Here is a 17,767-nt window from a genome sequence, read left to right as displayed (position 1 = left end):
CTGTTCGGGTCCAATGGAACGGCGGACGGAGACCCAGGCTCTCCCACGGGCTTGGTGTCCCAAAGGTGCATCGGTCTTCCATCCGCCACCGCGATAGGCATTACAGCCTCGATAGCGGATAAAGGGAAGTTACAAAGGTGCCCGAAGGGAGGATGAGGGGGCTCCGGGTGAGGTGCTTACAAAGCGGAGCGCTCAGCGCAAACGCAACGATTTCAGCTCGATGACAAATAAAGCCCGGGTAGATTCCTCCGCCTGCGACCGCAATCCTCTCCTCTCCCACCCACGACGCCAACCCGCCCCCTCGCCCCACCACCCCCTGTCATCAAACTGATAGAGTTCACTTGCTAATGATTTGCAATTGCAAATCGGACCGCATTTGATGACCAGAACAGAACCAGAGACGAAAATCCTCCTTCCCCTCATCGTCCTGTCGATCGCCCAACTGATCGGCTGGGGTGCCGTCGGCTTTCCGGCGGTGGTCGGGCGGGATGTGGCGGCGGATCTGCAGATCGGCATGCCGGCGGTGTTTGCCGGAACCACAACCTTTTACGTGATGATGGGAGCCTGTTCGCCGCTGCTGTCGCGGTTCTTTGCCAGCCTTGGGGCGCGGGTGGTGATGATGGCCGGGACGGCGGTTTCGGCTGTGGGGCTCATGCTGGTGTCGCTGGCGCATTCGCCCGTCACCTATTTTCTCGGATGGCTTCTCATCGGGGCGGCGGGCAGCGCCAGTCTCACCATGCCGGCGCATATCCTGCTCAACGAGATCGCCGGACGCAGGGCGGCGCGGGCAATCGCGACGCTGATGCTGGTGACAGGCCTGTCGAGCACGATCTTCTGGCCACTCACCTCGTTTCTGGCGGCGCATGGCGGGTGGCGGGGCGCGTGCCAGGTCTATGCGCTGGTCATGGCCTTGGTCTGCCTGCCGCTCTATGGCTTCGGGCTGCCGCGCAGGCGCAACGAGGCCGCCTCTTCTGCGGCGGCTCCCGCGCCGGTCGCGGCGCGCGCCTATGACCGGACCTTCTACCTGATCGTCGCGGCAATCGTCTTCAATGCCTTCATCACCTATGGCTTCAGTTCGGTGCTGATCGAACTCCTGAAAGGCGAAGGTCTCAGCCCGTCGCAGGCGCTGGCTTTCGGCTCGACGCTCGGCATTATCCAGATCGCCGCGCGCGGCGTGAACCTGATCGGCAAGACCGAATGGGACGGCGTGACGATCGGCGCCGGTGCCTCCGGAATGCTTTGCCTGTCGCTCCTGATCCTGCTCGCCGTTCAGGGCTCGCCCGTTGCCGTCGGGGTTTTCCTGGTGCTCTACGGCACAAGCAGCGGCGCACTGGCGGTGGCGCGATCGACCATTCCGCTCACCTTCTACGACAAGGCTGAATTTGCGCGCGCCCTGTCGCGGATCGCTCTGCCGCTCAACTGGATCTCGGCCGCCTCGCCGCCGCTGCTGATCTGGCTGATGACCACCTATGGCAATGGCGCGGTGCTGACCTTGTGCCTGTTCTGCTCGCTTTGCGCCATCGCCATGCTGCTTCTGCTGCGCGGCCGCCGCCCGGCCGATGAGAGCGCCGCCGTCCCGTCATAGCCGCAAAACAAAAAAGCCGGGCGCAAAGCCCGGCTCTTGACATCGACTGCGCGCTTTTCAGCCGCGGCCGCGCTTGCGGCGCTGGCCGAGACCCATTTCCTTGGCGAGGCGCGAGCGCGCTTCGGCATAGGCAGGGGCGACCATCGGGTAGTCGGCGGGAAGATCCCACTTTTCGCGGTATTCTTCCGGCGAGAGACTGTGATGGGTCATCAGGTGGCGCTTCAGGGACTTGAAGTTGCCACCGCATTCCAGGCAGGTGATCTGCTCGTCCTGAACGGACTTGCGGACAGAAACAGCAGGCTTCTGCTTTTCTACGATCGCTGCGGCGGGCTGTGGTACGGACGTGTTGCTGAGGGCGGAATGCACGTCGGAAATCAGATTGGCCAAGTCGGTGACCGGGACTACATGATTGCTGACATAGGCCGCCACGATGTCGGCCGTCAGCTCTACCAGCAATTCCGGCCCAGTGCCGGTCGCGGTATCCGTCATATTTTATATCTCCTGTTCGCATGCGTGGATGATCTTTGTGCCAAAAAGCACAAGATCGCCTTCGTAGAGGCTAACAGTAGAAGTCCAGCTTACAGCAGCATGTCCTAAAACGCGAATCCACCCCTAGATTCTTGCCGCCGAAATCTGTCCCAATACTGCCTGAATCCGAATCATACCGTCGCACTCTTCGACCGCAGCCTTAATTAGACATTGGATATCAACGTTAAGGATGGAAAAAGCGAAACGATTCTAATTCGAAATCAGAACTCTACTTGCAATTCAATTAGCATCGTTTGACCGAAAGTCCAATTCTTATTTGCGTGATCTCTACGTAAAAAATTGTCCGACATTAAGATTTTGCAAGCAAGCATCCGACTTTAGTCCATAAGCAGAGACAAAATTTGCGTAAAATTGCTTAAAGCCCTGTATTTTATACTCTCATCGTTTGCGCATATCGTCACGTACGGAAAATACCGACAAAGCATGTCCGGTGGCATGTGCGGCCCTTGCAAGCAGATGCGCAGCAACCGGAGCGGTCAGAAGCAGAAAGGCTATCCCGGCCACAGCTCGCGTAAAAATTGATAAATCCCCGGAACGGACCCCGGCAGCGAGCAGCAGGAGACTGGCACCGACCGTGCCGGCCTTGGAGGCGGCATGCATTCGGCAATAGACATCAGGCAGCCGCAGCACGCCGATGGCCGCAGCCAGCGTGAAGAATGCGCCTGCCAGCATCAGGACGGCAACGATGACTGCGACGGCATAATCCATCACCGCGCCCTCCCCGGTTTGGCGGCTTTCACTTTTGTCTTCGCCTTTGCGGCCTTGCCCTGTTTCGGAGCCGCGTCCGGCTCCGGTTGGACGGCCGGCATTCCCCGCGACAGCACGAAGCGGGCAAACGCGACGGTCGCCAGGAAGCCGACGAGGCCGAGCGAGACGGCGATGTCGATGTAGAGCGCGAAACCGGTCTTGACCGCGACCACGGCGATGAAGCCTATGGCGATGCCGGTCAGCATGTCGAGACCGGCGATCCTGTCGGGCAAGGTCGGCCCGGCGGCGATGCGCCAGGCGGTGAGCAGCAACGACAGACCAAGCACGGCCAGTGCCGCATCGGCCGCAAGCTGGATGATGACGGCGGGCTCGATCACCGGAAGGCCTCCATGATCTTGCGCTCGAAGCCTTCGGCAATCGCCTTGCGGGCCGCCTTCGGATCGGAACAGTCGAGCGCATGGACATAGAGCGTCTTGCGGTCGTCGCTGACATCGACCGACAGCGTGCCGGGCGTCAGCGTGATCAGGTTGGCGAGCAGGGTGATCTCGAAATCGCGATCGACGGTCAGCGGAAAGGCGAAGATACCGGGCTGTATCCGCATCTTCGGCCGCAGCACCGTCAGCGCCACCGCCGAGGCGGACAGTGCGAGCTCCCGCAGGAAGAGCAGAGCCAGCGACAGAACCAGCCGGAAGCGGCGCAGATAGCCGCTGCCGCCGAAGGGTTCGCGGACAACCGCGAGAACGGCAGCGCCGAGCACGAAGCCGAGCAGCAGATTGTGCAGCGAAGCGCTGCCCGATACGGCGGCCCAGGCAATGGCGAGCAGCAGGTTGAAGACGAAGGCGATCATGGTGTGCGAGCCTCCGGGAAGACCGAATGGATATAGGCGGTCGGATCGGCAAGGTTTTCGGCGGCCTGCTGCGTCAGCGACAGCAGCTGCTCCGGCAGCACGCCGAAGAGCGTGACGAGCGCCGTCAGTGCAATCAGCGGCGCGGCGGCGGTCCAGCCGACCGCCACTGGTGCAAGCGGAGCCGCTGCCGGACGCCAGTAGGCGAGCAGGAAGAGGCGGCCGAAGCAGATCGTCGACAGGAAGCCGCCGGTCAGCAAGGCTGCCGCCAACCACCAAGCTGCGACATCGAGCGAGGCCTTGACCAGCATCAGCTTCGGCCAGAAGCCGGAAAAGGGCGGCAGGCCGGATGCGGCGAAGAACAGCATCAGCGAGACGGCTGCAAACCAGCCGTTTGCGCGGTAGAGGCCGCCAAGCGACACCAGCGAGAAGCTGCCACCGAGGCGCCCGGCAATACCGGCTGCCAGATAGAGCGCGGTCATCAGCACGATCGACTGCAGCGCATAGAAGATCGCGCCGCTGACGCCACCCGGCGTGCCGATCGAGATGCCGATCAGCATGCTGCCGATGCCGGAGATGACGGTATAGCCCAGCACGCGGCGGATATCGCTCTCGGCCAGCGCCCCGAGCGTACCCGACAGGACGGTGGCGGCACCGAGAATGGCGATCAACAGGCTGAGCTCCTCGCGCTCGACCGGCATCAGCATGATCATCACGCGGATCAGCGCGTAGATGCCGACCTTGGTGAGCAGTCCGGCAAACAGCGCCGACACGACGGTTCGCGGCGTGTGATAGGAGGCGGGCAGCCAGAAATTGACCGGAAAGGCGGCGGCCTTCATGGCGAAGGCGAACAGGAAAAGAGCTGCCAGCGTCATCAGCGGCGCGCCGTCGCGCAGGCCGGCGGCCTTTTCGGCGATATCGGCCATGTTGAGCGTGCCGAAGATGGCATAGAGATAGCCGACGGCCACGAGGAACAGCGTGGTGGCGATCAGGTTCAGCACCGCATATTTCATCGCTCCGTCGATCTGCCTGGGCTCGGAACCCAGGATCAGCAGGCCGAAGGAGGAGATCAGCAGCACCTCGAACCAGACGTAGAGATTGAAGACGTCGCCGGTCAGGAAGGCGCCGCTGACGCCTGCCATGAGCAGAAGCAGCAGCGGGAAGAAGCCGAAGCGGCGATGCCCGGCATCGGTATCGGACAGCGCATAGAGACTTGCCGCCAGCGCCGCGATCGCCCCCGCCAGCGCCATCAGCACGCCGAAGAGATCGGCGGTGAAGGCAATGCCGAACGGCGGCAGCCAGCGGCCCATGACCATCGTGACCGGGCCTTCGGCGATGACCTTCTGCAGGAGCAGTGCATTGATGACGACGAGAGCCGTCAGGCCGGCGATGGCGATCGGGGCATGGAGATGGATGCGGGACCGTAACGTAAGTAGCAGGGCGCCGAGGACGATGCAGAGCGCGACCGGGAGAATGACCAGCCAATGGGCCGCCGGAACGGGGGCGGTGAGCATGGCGGTGGAGAGGTCGAGCGCGGTGGTGGGGGTGGCCATCTAGGTAGTGGCTCCCTTGGATGTCGAGGGTGGGTTACCCCCCTCTGCCCTGCCGGGCATCTCCCCCACAGGTGGGGAGATTGGCTGGGCGCACCCGCCCGCTCCACCTTTGATGATTGGCGAGAAGCGAACCACTGGTCGATCTCCCCCCTTGAGGGGGAGATGCCCGGCAGGGCAGAGGGGGGTAACCACGCGCAGAACGCTCTCCATCCTCAATACCCCACCGGCGGAACCGGCTCGTCGCGCGGCTCGGCCAGCCGCATCTCGTCGGTATTGTCGGTGCCGGTGTCCTGGTAGGCGCGGTAGGTCAGTACCAGCAGGAAAGCGAGGAAGGAGAACGAGATGACGATCGCCGTCAGGATGAGGGCCTGCGGCAGCGGGTTGGCGGCGCCCGCAGGAAGGGTGTCGAGACCGGCGGCGATGATCGGCGGCACCTCGCGGGTCAGGCGGCCGGCGGTGAACAGCAAAAGGTTGACGGCATTTCCGAGGATGGCGATGCCGAGCATGATGCGGATCGAAAATTTCGACAGCATCAGATAGATGGCGGCCGAGAAGAACAGGCCTGAAAGGATGGCGACAAGCGGCTCCATCAGTCGTCCTCCCTTTCTTCCAGCGCCAGAGCAATGGCGGTGATGGCACCGAGCACGACGAAATAGACGCCGATATCGAAGAGCATGACCGAGGAGAGCGGCACTTCCAGACCGAGGATGGTTGGATAGATCCAGAGCCCGGTCATGAAGGGGACGTCGGCGGCGATGGATATCAGCCCGGCGGCCGTGGACATCAGCAGCCCGGCACCGGCGATTGCCAGCGGGTGGATACGGATGGCGCGGCGCACGGCCGGCACGCCATTGGCGATGCCATAGATCGCCAGCGCGGAAGCCGCGATCAACCCGCCGATGAAGCCGCCGCCGGGCTCGTTGTGGCCGCGCAGCAGGATGAAGACGGAAAAGAGCAGCATCAGGGCCGTGAGGAAGGGGGCGATGGTGCGGAAGATCAGGGTGTTCATGGGTGGGTGCCCTCGCCTTCCCTTCTCCCCCGCGGGGAGAAGGTGCCCGGCAGGTCAGGCGCAACTTGTTGCGCCGGGGATGAGGGGGCCGCGGGCTCGAAGCGATTGATGAAGCTGGGCACGGCCTTACCGTGTAGCCCCCTCATCCGGCCCTTCGGGCCACCTTCTCCCCGAGGGGAGAAGGGGAAAACTAGCACCACCATCACGTTCCCCTCCCCGGCCGCTTCGGCTGTGGCCGGGCGCCGCCTGCCCGCATGCCGATCAGGGCGATGATCGCCAGGGCGGCAACGGCGACGACGGCGATTTCGCCGAGCGTGTCGGTGCCGCGGAAATCGACGATGATGACGTTCACGACATTGGCGCCGTGGGCGATGGTCTTCGAATAGGTGTTGAAGAAATCGGAGAGCGTTGCATCGAATGGCGCCGCGGTAGCGCGGATCAGCAGCAGCGTCAGCCCCGCACCGCAGGCGAGCGCGATCGCCGCATCGGCAAAACGCTGGCCGGGCGGGCGGCGGTCGGCGGGCGAGAGCCTGAGCCGGGTCATCACCAGCGCCAGGATGACCACACTCAATGTCTCGACCATGAACTGGGTGAAGGCAAGGTCAGGGGCGCCGAACAGCAGGAAGATCAGCGCCACGGAGAGGCCCTGGATGCCGAGCGCGGCAATCGCCGTCAGCCGGTCGCGCGCCACCAGCACGGCGCCGAGCCCCGCTGCAGCAAGAAGGAACACCGCCCATTCATAAAGGCGCACGTCGCGCGGCCAGACGATCGCCTGTGGCCACTCGCCATAGACATAGAGCGGCACCAGCAAGATCGCCGCCAGCAGCACGAAGGTGGTGGTGACGTAGATTTCGAGCTTTCCCGGCTGCAGCAGCCGGGTGACGCGATGCGAGAGGCGCACAAGGCCCGAGATGAAGAGATCGAAATACCAGTCCGGCCCCGGCCCGGCAGCACGGAAGAAGGCATCCGTCCATCGGCGGCAGCGGTCGAGCTGCCAATAGACGGCGATGCCGAGCGCGATGGTGACCACCGACAAAAGCAGGGGCACGCCGATATGCGGCAGCAGCGAGATGGTGATTTCCACCGGCCGGTGCTCGATCGCCGAGGCCATGGGGATGGAGATGTAGCGATGAACGGCGGGCGCGAAGATGGCCGCGGCAAGGCCGAGCAGCGCCAGAAGCGCCGGGCCGAGCCAGAGCAGCAACGGCGCCTCATGGGCGATCTTCGGCGTGGCAACGGGCGTGCCGATGAACGGCTTGAGGCCGACGGCGAAGGCAATCGCAAACATCAGCACATTGCCGAAGATCGCAACCGAGGTGAAGACAATGGAGCGCAGATCGCCGAGCGCCAGGGCGGCATAGATCTCTTCCTTGGCAAGGAAGCCGAAGAAGGGCGGCAGCCCGGCCATCGAAATCGCAGCGGCAAGGGCTGCGGCGCAGGTGAGTGGCATAGCCGGTCCGAGACCGCTGAGGCGGGTCACATCGCGGGTGCCGGTCTCGTGATCGAGAATGCCGGCGACCATGAACAGCGCGCCCTTGAACAGCGAATGGGCGACCAGATAGAGCACCGCCGCCTCGATCGCATATTCCGAACCGAAGCCGGTGAGCAGCACCAGGAGGCCGAGCGAGGCGACCGTCGTATAGGCGAGCTTCAGCTTCAGATCGGTCTGGCGTATGGCGAGCGCCGATCCGGTGACCAGCGTCATGCCGCCGAAGAACGGCAGCAGGATTTCCCAGGCGGGCGTTTCACCCAGCAGCGGATGGAGGCGGAGCAGCAGATAGACGCCTGCCTTCACCATAGTTGCCGAGTGCAGGTAGGCCGAAACCGGGGTCGGCGCCTCCATGGCATTCGGCAGCCAGAAGTGAAAGGGAAACTGCGCCGACTTGGTGAAGGCGCCGCCAAGCACGAGGAGCAGCGTTGCCAGATAGAACGGGCTCTGGCGCATCAGATCGCCGGCTTCCATGATCAGCGACAGCTGGGTGACGCCGGTGATGTTCCAGATGAACAGGAGCCCCGCCAGTAGGCAGAGCCCGCCGCCGCCGGTGACGACGAGCGCCTGAAGCGCCGCGCGCCGGGCTGCCTCGCGCTCGTGGTCGAAGCCGATCAACAGGAACGAGGTGATCGAGGTCAGCTCCCAGAAGATGAAGAGCATCAGGAAGCTGTCGGACACGACGAGACCCAGCATCGAGCCCATGAACAGGAAGATGAAGGAAAAGAATCGGCCCTGATCTCTATGGCCCTTCAGGTACCCCCCGGCATAAAGCACGATCAGCGTGCCGATGCCTGTGATCAGCAGGGCGAAGGTGAGCGACAGGCCATCCAGGAACCAGGAGAAGCTGAGATTGTAGCTCGGCACCCAGACATAGCCGCCGGTCGCGACTTCGCCGGCGGCGATTTCGGGCAGAAAGCGGGTGAAATGCAGGAAGGAGAGCAGCGGAAAGAGTGCCAGCGGCCAGGCGGCTTTGGCGCCGAAGATGCGGACGGCAAGCGGTGCGGCGGCAGCGCCGATGAGCGGCAGGCACAAGGCAAGGAATGTCAAAGCCGTGACATCGCCCATGCGCCCTCCCCTTGCCAGAACCCTAGAAAATTCCGGAAAAACCGGGTGCGTCGCCAAGATTTAGGTCAATCGGCGGCGGGCCTCAAGCCTTTTCGGGATGGGTGCACAGGCAAAGCGCGGCCCGGCAGCGGCATGGATCAGCGGCAGCAGAAGAACCAGCGGCCAGAACAGGCAGGCGGCCAGCCCGGCGATCCGCCAGGGGCCAAAGCCGTCATGGTTCACCCAGCCCTCCAGCGAAGTGGCGGCCATGCAGAACGCAGCGGCAGCGGCATAGGCAATGACGAAGATAACGGTCAGCACCTCCAGATCCCCCTGTTGCGCCGTTACCCGGTAGAATAGGCGCGGGAGCGGCCAGCCGCAAACCTGCAATAGGGACTAAGCTTTTCAGGCTACCCTTGATCCGGCCCGATTTCCGATCCACATTCCGCGGGTCGAAATTTGTCTTCTCCGGCGCCGAAGGAGCAAGCCCCCATGTCCGACACCGACAGTTTGAAGATCGATAAGACCGACGACGAATGGAAAGCGCAGCTGACGCCGGAGCAATACCGCATCACGCGGCAGCACGGCACCGAACGCGCCTTTACCGGCCCCTACTGGGATCGTTTCGAGACCGGCCTCTACCGCTGCATCTGCTGCAATGAGCCGCTGTTCCGCTCCGACACCAAATTCGACGCCGGATGCGGCTGGCCGAGCTATTTCGAGGCGGTTTCGCCTGAAGCGGTGACCGAGTATCGCGACACGTCCTATGGCATGGTGCGCACCGAAATCCGTTGCGCCAATTGCGACGCCCATCTCGGCCACGTCTTCCCCGACGGCCCACCGCCGACAGGGCTGCGGTATTGCATCAATGGGCATGCGATGGTGTTCGAGCCGGAGTGATCAGCGGCACAAGCGCTCGACGACGAGCGCTGCGGCTGGTCTACTGACGTGCATGACGTGGCGAGGTTAGGAAAACCGTCTAATCGTTTTTTTTCGGACTCACTCCGGCACCCTCAGCTCCATGAAGGTCAAATCCAGCCAGCGGCCGAACTTCTTGCCGACTTCCCTGAAGGTGCCGCCGTTGCGGAAGCCAAGCTTTTCGTGGAGGGCGATCGAGGCGGTGTTGTTGGCTTCGATCCCGGCGATCATCATGTGGATGCCGTTTTCGGAGGCGCGCTTGATCAGCGCCTGCATCAACAGCTTGCCGATGCCCGCGCCCTGGTTGTCCTTCTCGACATAGACGGAATGCTCGACCGTGTGGCGGAAACCGTCGAAGGCGCGCCAGTCGCCATAGGAGGCGTAGCCGGCGATCTGGCCGTTGCGTTCGGCGACCAGCACCGGAAAGCCTCTCGCCTTGCGGGCATTGAACCATTCGACGCGGTTTTCGAGATTGACGACCGTCTCGTTCCAGATCGCTGTCGTGTGCTCGACCGCGTGGTTGTAGATGTCGCGGATCGCAGCAAGGTCGGCTTCGGTGGCGTCGCGAAGGGTGACGGCGTCGGTCATATCATGTTCCATTTCGGCGAATATTGCAGGACGGATACGCTGGCATTCCGGGGATGTAAACCCGGAGATTTGCCGCGACCGGGATTGCGGTTTGCGCTAGTCTCCGGCGATCTCTGAGGGAGCCTTCATGCGCCTGCTCTTCGTACTTCCGCTGCTGCTTGCAGCGGCGCCTGCTCTTGCTGACGGCTGGAAGCCCTATGCCAATCCGCGCTTCGGCTATGTCATCGATCTGCCCGGCGATTTCCGCACGGTCAGCGAGGCCGACAATGGCGATGGCATCACGCTGCAATCGAAGGATGGCAAGGCGACCCTGCTGGTGTTCGGCTCCACCGTGACCGAGGGTACGCTCGGCGAGGATGTCGCCAACCGGAAGCAATCGGAAAAGGACGAGGGGTGGACGATCACCTACGAGAAATCGGCCAAGGACTGGATGAGCTATTCGGGCACCCGCAAGGACCGCATCCTCTATGTGCGGGCGGTCTCGCTCTGCCAGGGCGCCGGCGGCTATTTCACGCTCGAATATCCGAAGGCGCAGGCGAAGCTCTATGACCCGACGGTTGCCCATCTGGTCAAGACGCTTTCGGGCCCGCCGCACTGCCGCTGATCAGAGATTGGAAGCGCTCATGCTGAAGCAGGTGAGCACGGCCGAGTAGTGTACGGCGGCCGCGGCAACGACGAAGCCGTGCCAGATGGCGTTCTGGAAGCGCAGCTTTTCCCAGACATGGAAGATGACGCCCGCCGAATAGATCAGGCCGCCGATGACGATCAGGAGCATCGAGGCGAAGGGAATGCGCGAGGCGACAGGTTCGGCAACTAGCACGCCGCTCCAGCCCATCGCCAGATAGAGCAGGATCGCCAGCCGGTCATAGCGCCCGGGAAAGACGCACTTCAGCACGATCCCGGCGATGGCGACCACCCATATACCGACCAGCATGGCAAAGAGCAGCGGATCGTCGGAGCCCTTTTCGAGGAACGGCGTGTAGGTGGCGGCGATCAGCACGAAGATCGACGAATGATCGAAGCGGCGCAGAAACCATTTGGTGCGCGACACCGGCCAGGCATTGTAGGTGAAGGAGATGCCGATGGTCATGACCAGACCGACGCCATAGACCCAGGCGGCGGCCAGCTCGCCATGGCTGCTCCACAGCGTCGCATAGAAAATCAACACGGTGGCGCCGACCAGCGCCAGCGCCAGCCCGACACCGTGGACGATGCCGTCGGCGATCAGTTCGTATTTGTCGTAAGCCCAGCGGATCCCGTTGAACTCGGCCATCATGCACACCCGTTTTTCATCGGCCGCAATGCTCGCATCGAACAGAGAGCGGCGCAACCGGCACTAAGGCAGTAGGCGGTAAAACTTCGTGAGGCCGGGGATGGCAGGGCGCGGATTTCCGGCTATAGGCACTGCCGGAAGAGACAAGCGGCAAGAGGCCGCATCGCCGCCTTCTGCCCGAAGGCTTAGAATTCCTTCATCGATATCGTTGAAAACAGTTCCCATGATCCGCATTCTTCTCGCCGCTCCGCTGCTTGCAGCTTGTCTCTCCGTTGCCTCTGCGGCCGAGCTTCCGGCTCTGCCCGCAGCACCTGCCGCTGCCGCGCCGGTAGCGAAACCGAAGGGGCCGAAGCTTGTCGAGCCGCAGCTGCATGTGGTGCGCTCAGGGGTTCCCGGGCGCCCGCGGATCGCGCTGACCTTCGATGCCTGCATGGGCAAGGCGGATGACCGGATCATCTCGACGCTGGTTTCCGAGCGCATTCCGGCGACGATCTTCGTCACGGCACGCTGGCTGAAGCACAATCCGCAGGCGCTTTCGATCTTCCTGCAGAATCCCGATCTGTTCGAGCTCGAGAACCACGGCCAGAACCATATTCCGGCCGTCGACAAGCCGGCGTTGATCTATGGTATTGCCGCGGCCGGATCTCCTGAGGCGGTGCACCAGGAGGTGCAGGGTGGCGCCGACGCGATGCTGGCAGCAGGCATTGCCGCGCCCCACTGGTTCCGCGGCTCGACGGCGAAATACGATCTCTCCGCAATCGCCCAGATCCGCGCCATGGGCTACAAGATCGCCGGCTATTCTGTGAATGGCGACGGCGGCTCGCTGCTGGGAACGGCGATTACTGAAAAGCGGATCAGCTCCGCCAAGGACGGCGACGTGGTGATCTCGCATATCAACCAGCCGACGCATGCCGCCGGTGCCGGGGTCGCCAAGGCGATCGTGGATTTGAAGGCGAAGGGCGTGGAGTTCGTACGGCTGGAGGATGCCGAGGGGCTTGGGGATGACAAGACGACGAATTAGTCGCTGAGCCTTCCAACGGCGTTGTGCCCTGCAAGCCCCGAGCACAACGCCCGCTCCTACCGCAGCACCGTCTCCTCCCCACGCTCGCCAGCCCTGACATTCCGGAATCCCGGCCCGTCGCGGTCCAGCGCGTAGTCGTCGAACCAGTCGCGATAGATGCCGGCCACCATGGCGCCGACCATCTGGGCGGCGAGGAAGGAGAAGGTGATGCCGTTGCCGCCGTAGCCGTAGGCGGCGTAGACATTCGGCATGCGGGGCACCGGGCCGATCAGCGGCAGGCCATCGGCGGTTTCGCCGAAGGTGCCGCACCAGGCGGTGGCGATTTCCGCATTGGCTTGCGGCCAGAGCCGCTTCATCTTCTCGCGGATCGCCTGCGCCTTTGCAGCGAGCTTGGCATCGCGCCGGTCGGGATCGGTGGTGGCGTCGTCCTCGCCGCCGGCAACGATGCGGTGGTCCGCCGTGGTGCGCATGTAGAGATAGGGGTCGGCATCCTCCCAGATCAGCGTTTCTCCACGCCAGAGGGTTGCCGGATCCTGCGGCACGGTGGCGATCGCAAAGCTGGAGGTGGAGCGATGCAGCTTCGGCGTGTCGATACCAGGCATCGTATAACCCGTCGCCAGCACAGCGGTATCGGCCTCGATGACCAAGGGGCCGTCGAGCTCGGCGGTCACCTTGCCGCCTTCGCTGTGCAGCCGCTCCACGGTGCCCTTCATCAGCATGGCGCCGCGGGCGATGGCGATATCGAGAAGCCCCCAGGCGAGCAGCAGCGGATCGGCCTCGGCGGAGCCCGGCGACAGGATCGCCCCATCGCGGTCGAGTTCGAACTGGGTCAGGAGATCGCAATGTTCCAGATAGACGCCCGGAAGACCGGCGCGGCGGCGCAGCTGGCGCTCCTCGTAGAGATCGCGAGCGCTCTCATGGTTCTGCGCCAGAAACAGCGTCTGCCGCGGCTGGAACTGGCAGGGCAGCGCGTGGGTGGCGACGAGCTTGGCAAGGCCGGAGACGGCAGCCGCGCTGCGGCGGTACATGCCAGCGGCCCGCTCGAAACCGTAATAGTGCTCGAGTTCCGAAAGCGTGCTGTCGATTTCCCATTGCAGCATGGCGGTACTTGCCGCCGTGGAGCCGAGTCCAGGCTCTTCCTTGTCGATGACGACGACCGACAGGCCGCGGGCCGTCAGATGCTCGGCAGCCAGCGCGCCGGTGATGCCGCCGCCGATGACCAGCGCATCGGCCCTGAAACTCTGCGTCAACGGCTCAAAAGCAGGGCGGCGCCCGCCCCTGCCCCACGGGCTGCGGCCGCTGCGCAGATCGTCCTGGCTTGCCGGGTCGAATTCGATGCCGTTTGCCATCATCGTCTCCCCTTCACTTCGGCAACTGCGGCGTGACGCGCTCTTCGATGAACAGCTCATCGACGATGGTCATGACGATCAGCGACAGCGGCAGCGCCAGCATGGCGCCGACAGCCCCCCACATCCAGGTCCAGAAGATGATGGCGAGGAAGACGACGAAGGGATTGATCTCGAGGCGGCGGCCCATGACCGCCGGGAAGATCAGATTTTCCATCAAGAGGTGGACGATGAAGAAGGCGGCCGCCGGCAGTAGCGCGAACAGCATGCTGTCATGGGTCAGGATACCAGCAACGGCAATGGCGAAGGTCATCATGGTGATGCCGAGATAGGGAATGAAGCTGGAGAGAAAGGCGAAGAAGCCCCAGAGAATGGGGACCGACAGCCCGCCCGCCCAGGCGATCACCGTCATGATCACCCCGAGGCCGGCATAGATGATGGCGGCGGTGGCGAAATAGAAGCCGAGCACCTGCTCGACCGAGCTGATGACGCGGATGGCGGCAAGGCGCTGCGGCCGGCTGCGAAAGGTCATGATGATCGTCTTGCGCAGGTTGACGCGGCCGACGAGGAAGAGCAGCAGCGCGGCGAAGAAGATCAGCCCCTGCACCAGCGCCGGCGTCAGGTTCGCGGTGACGACATGCAGGACGTTGCCGGTGTTTTCGAGCAGCTTGTCTGCCGACATCGGGCCGCTCTGGAAGGTCTCGGGCGTGATATGCAGCCAGCGGACTTTCTCGAGATAGGGCATCAGCCTGTCGATGGTCTTCTCGACGAAGGCAGGCCCTTCGTTCATCAGGGTGCCGACCGGCCCGGCCAGTGCATTGGCGACGAGGAAGATGACAAGCGCCACCGCAGTCGACAGGATCACCGCATTGGTGATGCGGGGCACGCCGAGCTTGCTCAGCTTTTCGGCGAGCATGCCCAAGATCATGCCGACGACGATGGCGAGCGTCAGCGGGATCAGGATCAGCGACATCTGATAGACGGCGGCCAGCCCGAGAATGCCGAAGATGCCGATGATCGCCCAGGCCATGCTGACATCGAGACCATCCTTCTCGACGCGGCGCACCGGCGCCTGCTGCATCTCTTCGGTGGCGGCCGAAAGCTTTTCGGCCCAGGCGCTGGTGCGCCGCTCGCCGATGGCGATCTTCTTCGCATGCTTCTTGATGCCGTTGGCGATGCCCATATCCCGATGTTCCCCGAAAGCCCAGCGCTTCGCCACGACAACGCGGATTGGGGGATTCTGTTCCTTGGGGGAGAAGGGCGGGTGCGCGGGTGTGGCGGAGCGGACACGTTTGGAAACTTCTGGTTGATTTTCCGGGAGCCGAAGGCATTGTGTGCGGAAACTGACCAACACGCCTTAGCCTAACAACCATGGACACCACGGACCGCGCATGGAGCCCATTCTCGAGATCATAGCCTCAAGCCCGCCGATCGAAATTCGGCAAGCTATCGAAGCTGCCCTGGATGCTTTCAACATCGATGCGGCGGGTATCGCCGACGCAGATCCGGATTTTGCCGTCGCATTGCGAGACCCGGAGACGAATGGTGTGTGCGGTGGTCTCTACGGCGTCGGAGACTACGGTTGGGCGTTCATCAAGCTGGTTGTGGTCCCGGCGGAATATCGCGGCAGAGGTCTCGGCACCAAGCTTCTTGCCGAAGCCGAGGCCATCGCCAAGGCGCGCGGATACGCCGGTGTGTGGCTTGATACGTTCGAATTCCAGGCACGGCCATTTTACGAGAAGCTCGGCTATACGCTATTCGGAGAACTCGAAGGCGACGGCAACGCAATCGCGCGATATTTCCTGAAGAAGAAATTTTGAACGTATCTGGCGGGACAGGTGAAGGGATGGCGGTGGTAGAGCGGCATGTGATCGATCGCGGCGACGGCGCCTCCGTAGAGCTTTTCCAGGCGGGAAGAACGGGTGGTGCGCCGCGGGGAGCCATCCTTTTCGTCCACGGCAATCAGGGCGGAATGCTGCTGGGGGCCAAGGAGGCTGCCGACAACGGAACGCTGCTGCGATTCTCCTCACGCCTGAACGTGACGGCGGCGTCCGTATCGCAGCCGGGCTTCGGCGCATCGGACGGACCGGCGGATTTCTGCGGACCGGCGACCCAGCGGGCGATCATCGCCGCCCTCGACTTCCTCAAGGCGCAACCGACCGTCGATCCGGCCCGCATCGTCCTCTATGGCAACAGCCGCGGTGCTGTTGCGTCAGCGATGGTCGCCGCGCAGGTGGCCGACCTGAGGGCGCTCATCCTGTCGGGCGGCGTCTACGATCTCAAAGAAGCCTACCAAAACAGCGCTCCGGGCCTGCAGCAGGCGATCATCCGGGAAGCTGGCACTTCGGACGAGGCGTTCCTGGAGCGCTCCGCGCTTTATCACGCACACGAAATTCGTGCGGAAACATTGCTTCTGCATGGCCAATACGACGACCGGGCGCCGATCGAGCAGGCCGATAAGTTCGCGGCCGCGCTTTCGCAGGCGCGGGTGCCCGTGGCGCTGCACCGGTTCGAATGTGGGCATCAGATCTCCCGCGAACAGCTGACCCCGGTTCTCCGGGATTTTCTGACGAGCGTACTTGCCCCTGCCACTGCGACATACCACTGAGCGGCTGCCAATCAAGCGGCTTACGCTTAGAGTAGAGCAATTGTTTACGCCCGGCTGCGATTGTACAGCGGGCATATGGCGAGAGTGTCTGATGGTGGGAACCGAACGGCAAGGAAGCGGTCCGGCCCAATATTCGGATGCCTGTCTGAGACCCAGCGGCATGAGATCCAGCATGTCATTTTAGACAACTTCGGCCCCAGGCATGTTCCATGATTGAAGCAACGAGACGCGACGCCTTCATCGATCAATGCAGGGGAATCGCGATCCTCATGGTGATAACGATACATGCCGGTCAGTCTGTTGCGGGGTTGGCGCGATGGACGACGTCAATCACCGAACTCGGTCAGTTAGGCGTGCAGCTTTTCTTTGTCGTCTCCGCCTATACCCTGTGCGAGAGCGCAAGCCGTCGATGGTTTCATGAGGGCTGGGTCTCCGGGTTCTTTGTTCGGCGATGGTTTAGAATTGCGCCTCTTTATTACCTTGCGATCGCATTGTATTTCACCGTCTCAGCAGGGATGGCCCGGCAGGGGAACACGGCGATAGAGGCCTACAGTTTGGCAGCTGTAGCTGCCAACTTTGCCTTGGTGCACGGTTTCATACCAGCTGCGAACAACAGCATTGTGCCAGGGGGCTGGTCGATAGGCACGGAGATGGCGTTCTATCTGACGTTTCCGCCCCTGTTCTGGTCCTTGTCTCGGCTCGCAAGCGATGCGGCGCGAGGCGGCATGGCGTTGGCGGCCGCAGTGATCGTTTCCGCGGCGAGCGTATACGTCGCCAGCACCTTCCAGGATTCTGCGCTGGCAGATAACAACAGCTTCTACTTCTATAATCTTTTCAACCAGATGCCGGTCTTTCTCGCCGGCATCTCTGCCTACTGGTGGAGAGACCAATCCGCAGCAAGAAATGTCTTGGTGACCTCGCTCGTATCCGTCGTCTCATCGGCATGCGGGGTGGCCCTATTCTATTCCGGTCTTCCATTCGCATTCGAGATGCTTCCGATCGCCGCAGGGATCGCTTTCGCGTCGTTGGCGCTCACCCTGCGGTCTATCGGGGTAAGAGCAAAGGTGATCGAATATATCGGCGTCCGATCATTTTCGATCTACATTTTCCACTTTATGTTCGTCTCTCAAGCTGCGAAGATTTTTGAAATCGCGGCCATTAAAATAGTCGCGTTGCCCGCGCTCAGCATCTTCGTTCTGACATGGCTAACGACCGTCATAGTAACAACT

At 62.8% G+C, this 17,767-nt stretch carries 19 protein-coding genes and 1 pseudogene; 7 read left to right on the top strand and 13 right to left on the bottom strand.

Going from position 1 to position 17,767, the window contains the following annotated elements:
- Nucleotides 1-379 precede the first annotated feature (379 nt).
- Complete coding sequence (locus AC1DV9_RS28240; RefSeq protein ID WP_477951111.1) at nt 380-1,585, top strand: MFS transporter; 1,206 nt, start codon at nt 380-382, stop codon at nt 1,583-1,585.
- Between the two features lie 57 nt (nt 1,586-1,642).
- Here the strand turns inward: AC1DV9_RS28240 and AC1DV9_RS28235 are convergent, their stop codons facing one another.
- The 9 genes from AC1DV9_RS28235 to AC1DV9_RS28195 all read right to left on the bottom strand — a co-directional run bounded on the left by AC1DV9_RS28235 (nt 1,643) and on the right by AC1DV9_RS28195 (nt 9,105).
- Nucleotides 1,643-2,074, bottom strand: a complete 432-nt coding sequence (locus AC1DV9_RS28235; protein WP_112389884.1) for a Ros/MucR family transcriptional regulator — start codon at nt 2,072-2,074, stop codon at nt 1,643-1,645.
- 438 nt (nt 2,075-2,512) lie between these two features.
- Nucleotides 2,513-2,845, bottom strand: a complete 333-nt coding sequence (gene mnhG / locus AC1DV9_RS28230) for a monovalent cation/H(+) antiporter subunit G (RefSeq protein WP_477951110.1) — start codon at nt 2,843-2,845, stop codon at nt 2,513-2,515.
- Nucleotides 2,842-3,219: a cation:proton antiporter gene (locus AC1DV9_RS28225; protein ID WP_112389882.1), complete on the bottom strand. Its 378-nt coding sequence runs from the start codon at nt 3,217-3,219 to the stop codon at nt 2,842-2,844. Before AC1DV9_RS28225 ends, mnhG begins: the two co-directional genes overlap by 4 nt.
- Nucleotides 3,216-3,689 (bottom strand): Na+/H+ antiporter subunit E, encoded by a 474-nt coding sequence (locus tag AC1DV9_RS28220; RefSeq protein WP_477939622.1) that lies wholly within the window; start codon nt 3,687-3,689, stop codon nt 3,216-3,218. Before AC1DV9_RS28220 ends, AC1DV9_RS28225 begins: the two co-directional genes overlap by 4 nt.
- Nucleotides 3,686-5,239: a Na+/H+ antiporter subunit D gene (locus tag AC1DV9_RS28215; RefSeq protein ID WP_477951108.1), complete on the bottom strand. Its 1,554-nt coding sequence runs from the start codon at nt 5,237-5,239 to the stop codon at nt 3,686-3,688. The genes AC1DV9_RS28220 and AC1DV9_RS28215 overlap by 4 nt, the downstream gene beginning before the upstream one ends.
- Nucleotides 5,240-5,451: 212 nt before the next feature.
- On the bottom strand, nt 5,452-5,829 hold the full coding sequence (locus AC1DV9_RS28210) for a Na+/H+ antiporter subunit C (protein WP_477951106.1): 378 nt from the start codon (nt 5,827-5,829) through the stop codon (nt 5,452-5,454).
- Complete coding sequence (locus AC1DV9_RS28205) at nt 5,829-6,248, bottom strand: Na+/H+ antiporter subunit B (RefSeq protein WP_477951104.1); 420 nt, start codon at nt 6,246-6,248, stop codon at nt 5,829-5,831. The genes AC1DV9_RS28210 and AC1DV9_RS28205 overlap by 1 nt, the downstream gene beginning before the upstream one ends.
- A gap of 202 nt (nt 6,249-6,450) precedes the next feature.
- Complete coding sequence (locus AC1DV9_RS28200) at nt 6,451-8,805, bottom strand: putative monovalent cation/H+ antiporter subunit A (RefSeq protein WP_477951102.1); 2,355 nt, start codon at nt 8,803-8,805, stop codon at nt 6,451-6,453.
- 60 nt (nt 8,806-8,865) lie between these two features.
- Nucleotides 8,866-9,105, bottom strand: a complete 240-nt coding sequence (locus AC1DV9_RS28195) for a hypothetical protein (RefSeq protein WP_477951100.1) — start codon at nt 9,103-9,105, stop codon at nt 8,866-8,868.
- A 171-nt stretch (nt 9,106-9,276) separates the two neighbouring features.
- Between AC1DV9_RS28195 and msrB the strand changes: the two genes are divergently transcribed.
- Nucleotides 9,277-9,684 (top strand): peptide-methionine (R)-S-oxide reductase MsrB, encoded by a 408-nt coding sequence (gene msrB, locus AC1DV9_RS28190; RefSeq protein ID WP_112537334.1) that lies wholly within the window; start codon nt 9,277-9,279, stop codon nt 9,682-9,684.
- Between the two features lie 99 nt (nt 9,685-9,783).
- Here the strand turns inward: msrB and AC1DV9_RS28185 are convergent, their stop codons facing one another.
- Nucleotides 9,784-10,290: an N-acetyltransferase family protein gene (locus tag AC1DV9_RS28185; protein WP_477951098.1), complete on the bottom strand. Its 507-nt coding sequence runs from the start codon at nt 10,288-10,290 to the stop codon at nt 9,784-9,786.
- Nucleotides 10,291-10,417: 127 nt separating this feature from the next.
- Here AC1DV9_RS28185 and AC1DV9_RS28180 point away from each other — a divergent pair, with 127 nt between their 5' ends.
- Nucleotides 10,418-10,894, top strand: a complete 477-nt coding sequence (locus AC1DV9_RS28180; RefSeq protein WP_112517216.1) for a cytochrome c family protein — start codon at nt 10,418-10,420, stop codon at nt 10,892-10,894.
- Here the strand turns inward: AC1DV9_RS28180 and trhA are convergent, their stop codons facing one another.
- On the bottom strand, nt 10,895-11,563 hold the full coding sequence (gene trhA / locus AC1DV9_RS28175; protein ID WP_112517367.1) for a PAQR family membrane homeostasis protein TrhA: 669 nt from the start codon (nt 11,561-11,563) through the stop codon (nt 10,895-10,897).
- Nucleotides 11,564-11,786: 223 nt separating this feature from the next.
- Here trhA and AC1DV9_RS28170 point away from each other — a divergent pair, with 223 nt between their 5' ends.
- A complete protein-coding gene (locus AC1DV9_RS28170; protein ID WP_112537330.1) occupies nt 11,787-12,584 on the top strand; it encodes a polysaccharide deacetylase family protein in 798 nt (265 codons plus the stop codon).
- A 56-nt stretch (nt 12,585-12,640) separates the two neighbouring features.
- Here the strand turns inward: AC1DV9_RS28170 and AC1DV9_RS28165 are convergent, their stop codons facing one another.
- Entirely contained in the window at nt 12,641-13,933 is a 1,293-nt protein-coding gene (locus tag AC1DV9_RS28165) for an NAD(P)/FAD-dependent oxidoreductase (protein WP_477951112.1), read from the bottom strand.
- 13 nt (nt 13,934-13,946) lie between these two features.
- Nucleotides 13,947-15,113 (bottom strand): AI-2E family transporter, encoded by a 1,167-nt coding sequence (locus AC1DV9_RS28160; RefSeq protein WP_477951095.1) that lies wholly within the window; start codon nt 15,111-15,113, stop codon nt 13,947-13,949.
- A 208-nt stretch (nt 15,114-15,321) separates the two neighbouring features.
- Here AC1DV9_RS28160 and AC1DV9_RS28155 point away from each other — a divergent pair, with 208 nt between their 5' ends.
- The 3 genes and pseudogenes from AC1DV9_RS28155 to AC1DV9_RS28145 form a co-directional block, all read left to right on the top strand.
- Entirely contained in the window at nt 15,322-15,750 is a 429-nt protein-coding gene (locus AC1DV9_RS28155) for a GNAT family N-acetyltransferase (RefSeq protein WP_112517219.1), read from the top strand.
- A gap of 26 nt (nt 15,751-15,776) precedes the next feature.
- Nucleotides 15,777-16,538, top strand: a complete 762-nt coding sequence (locus AC1DV9_RS28150; protein ID WP_477951093.1) for an alpha/beta hydrolase family protein — start codon at nt 15,777-15,779, stop codon at nt 16,536-16,538.
- Between the two features lie 209 nt (nt 16,539-16,747).
- A pseudogene (locus AC1DV9_RS28145) lies at nt 16,748-17,755 on the top strand (acyltransferase family protein); the annotation flags it as partial.
- Between the last annotated feature and the right edge of the window lie 12 nt (nt 17,756-17,767).

Source organism: Rhizobium sp. 01L410, assembly GCF_056400165.1.
This window is presented reverse-complemented; position numbering and strand designations above follow the sequence as displayed.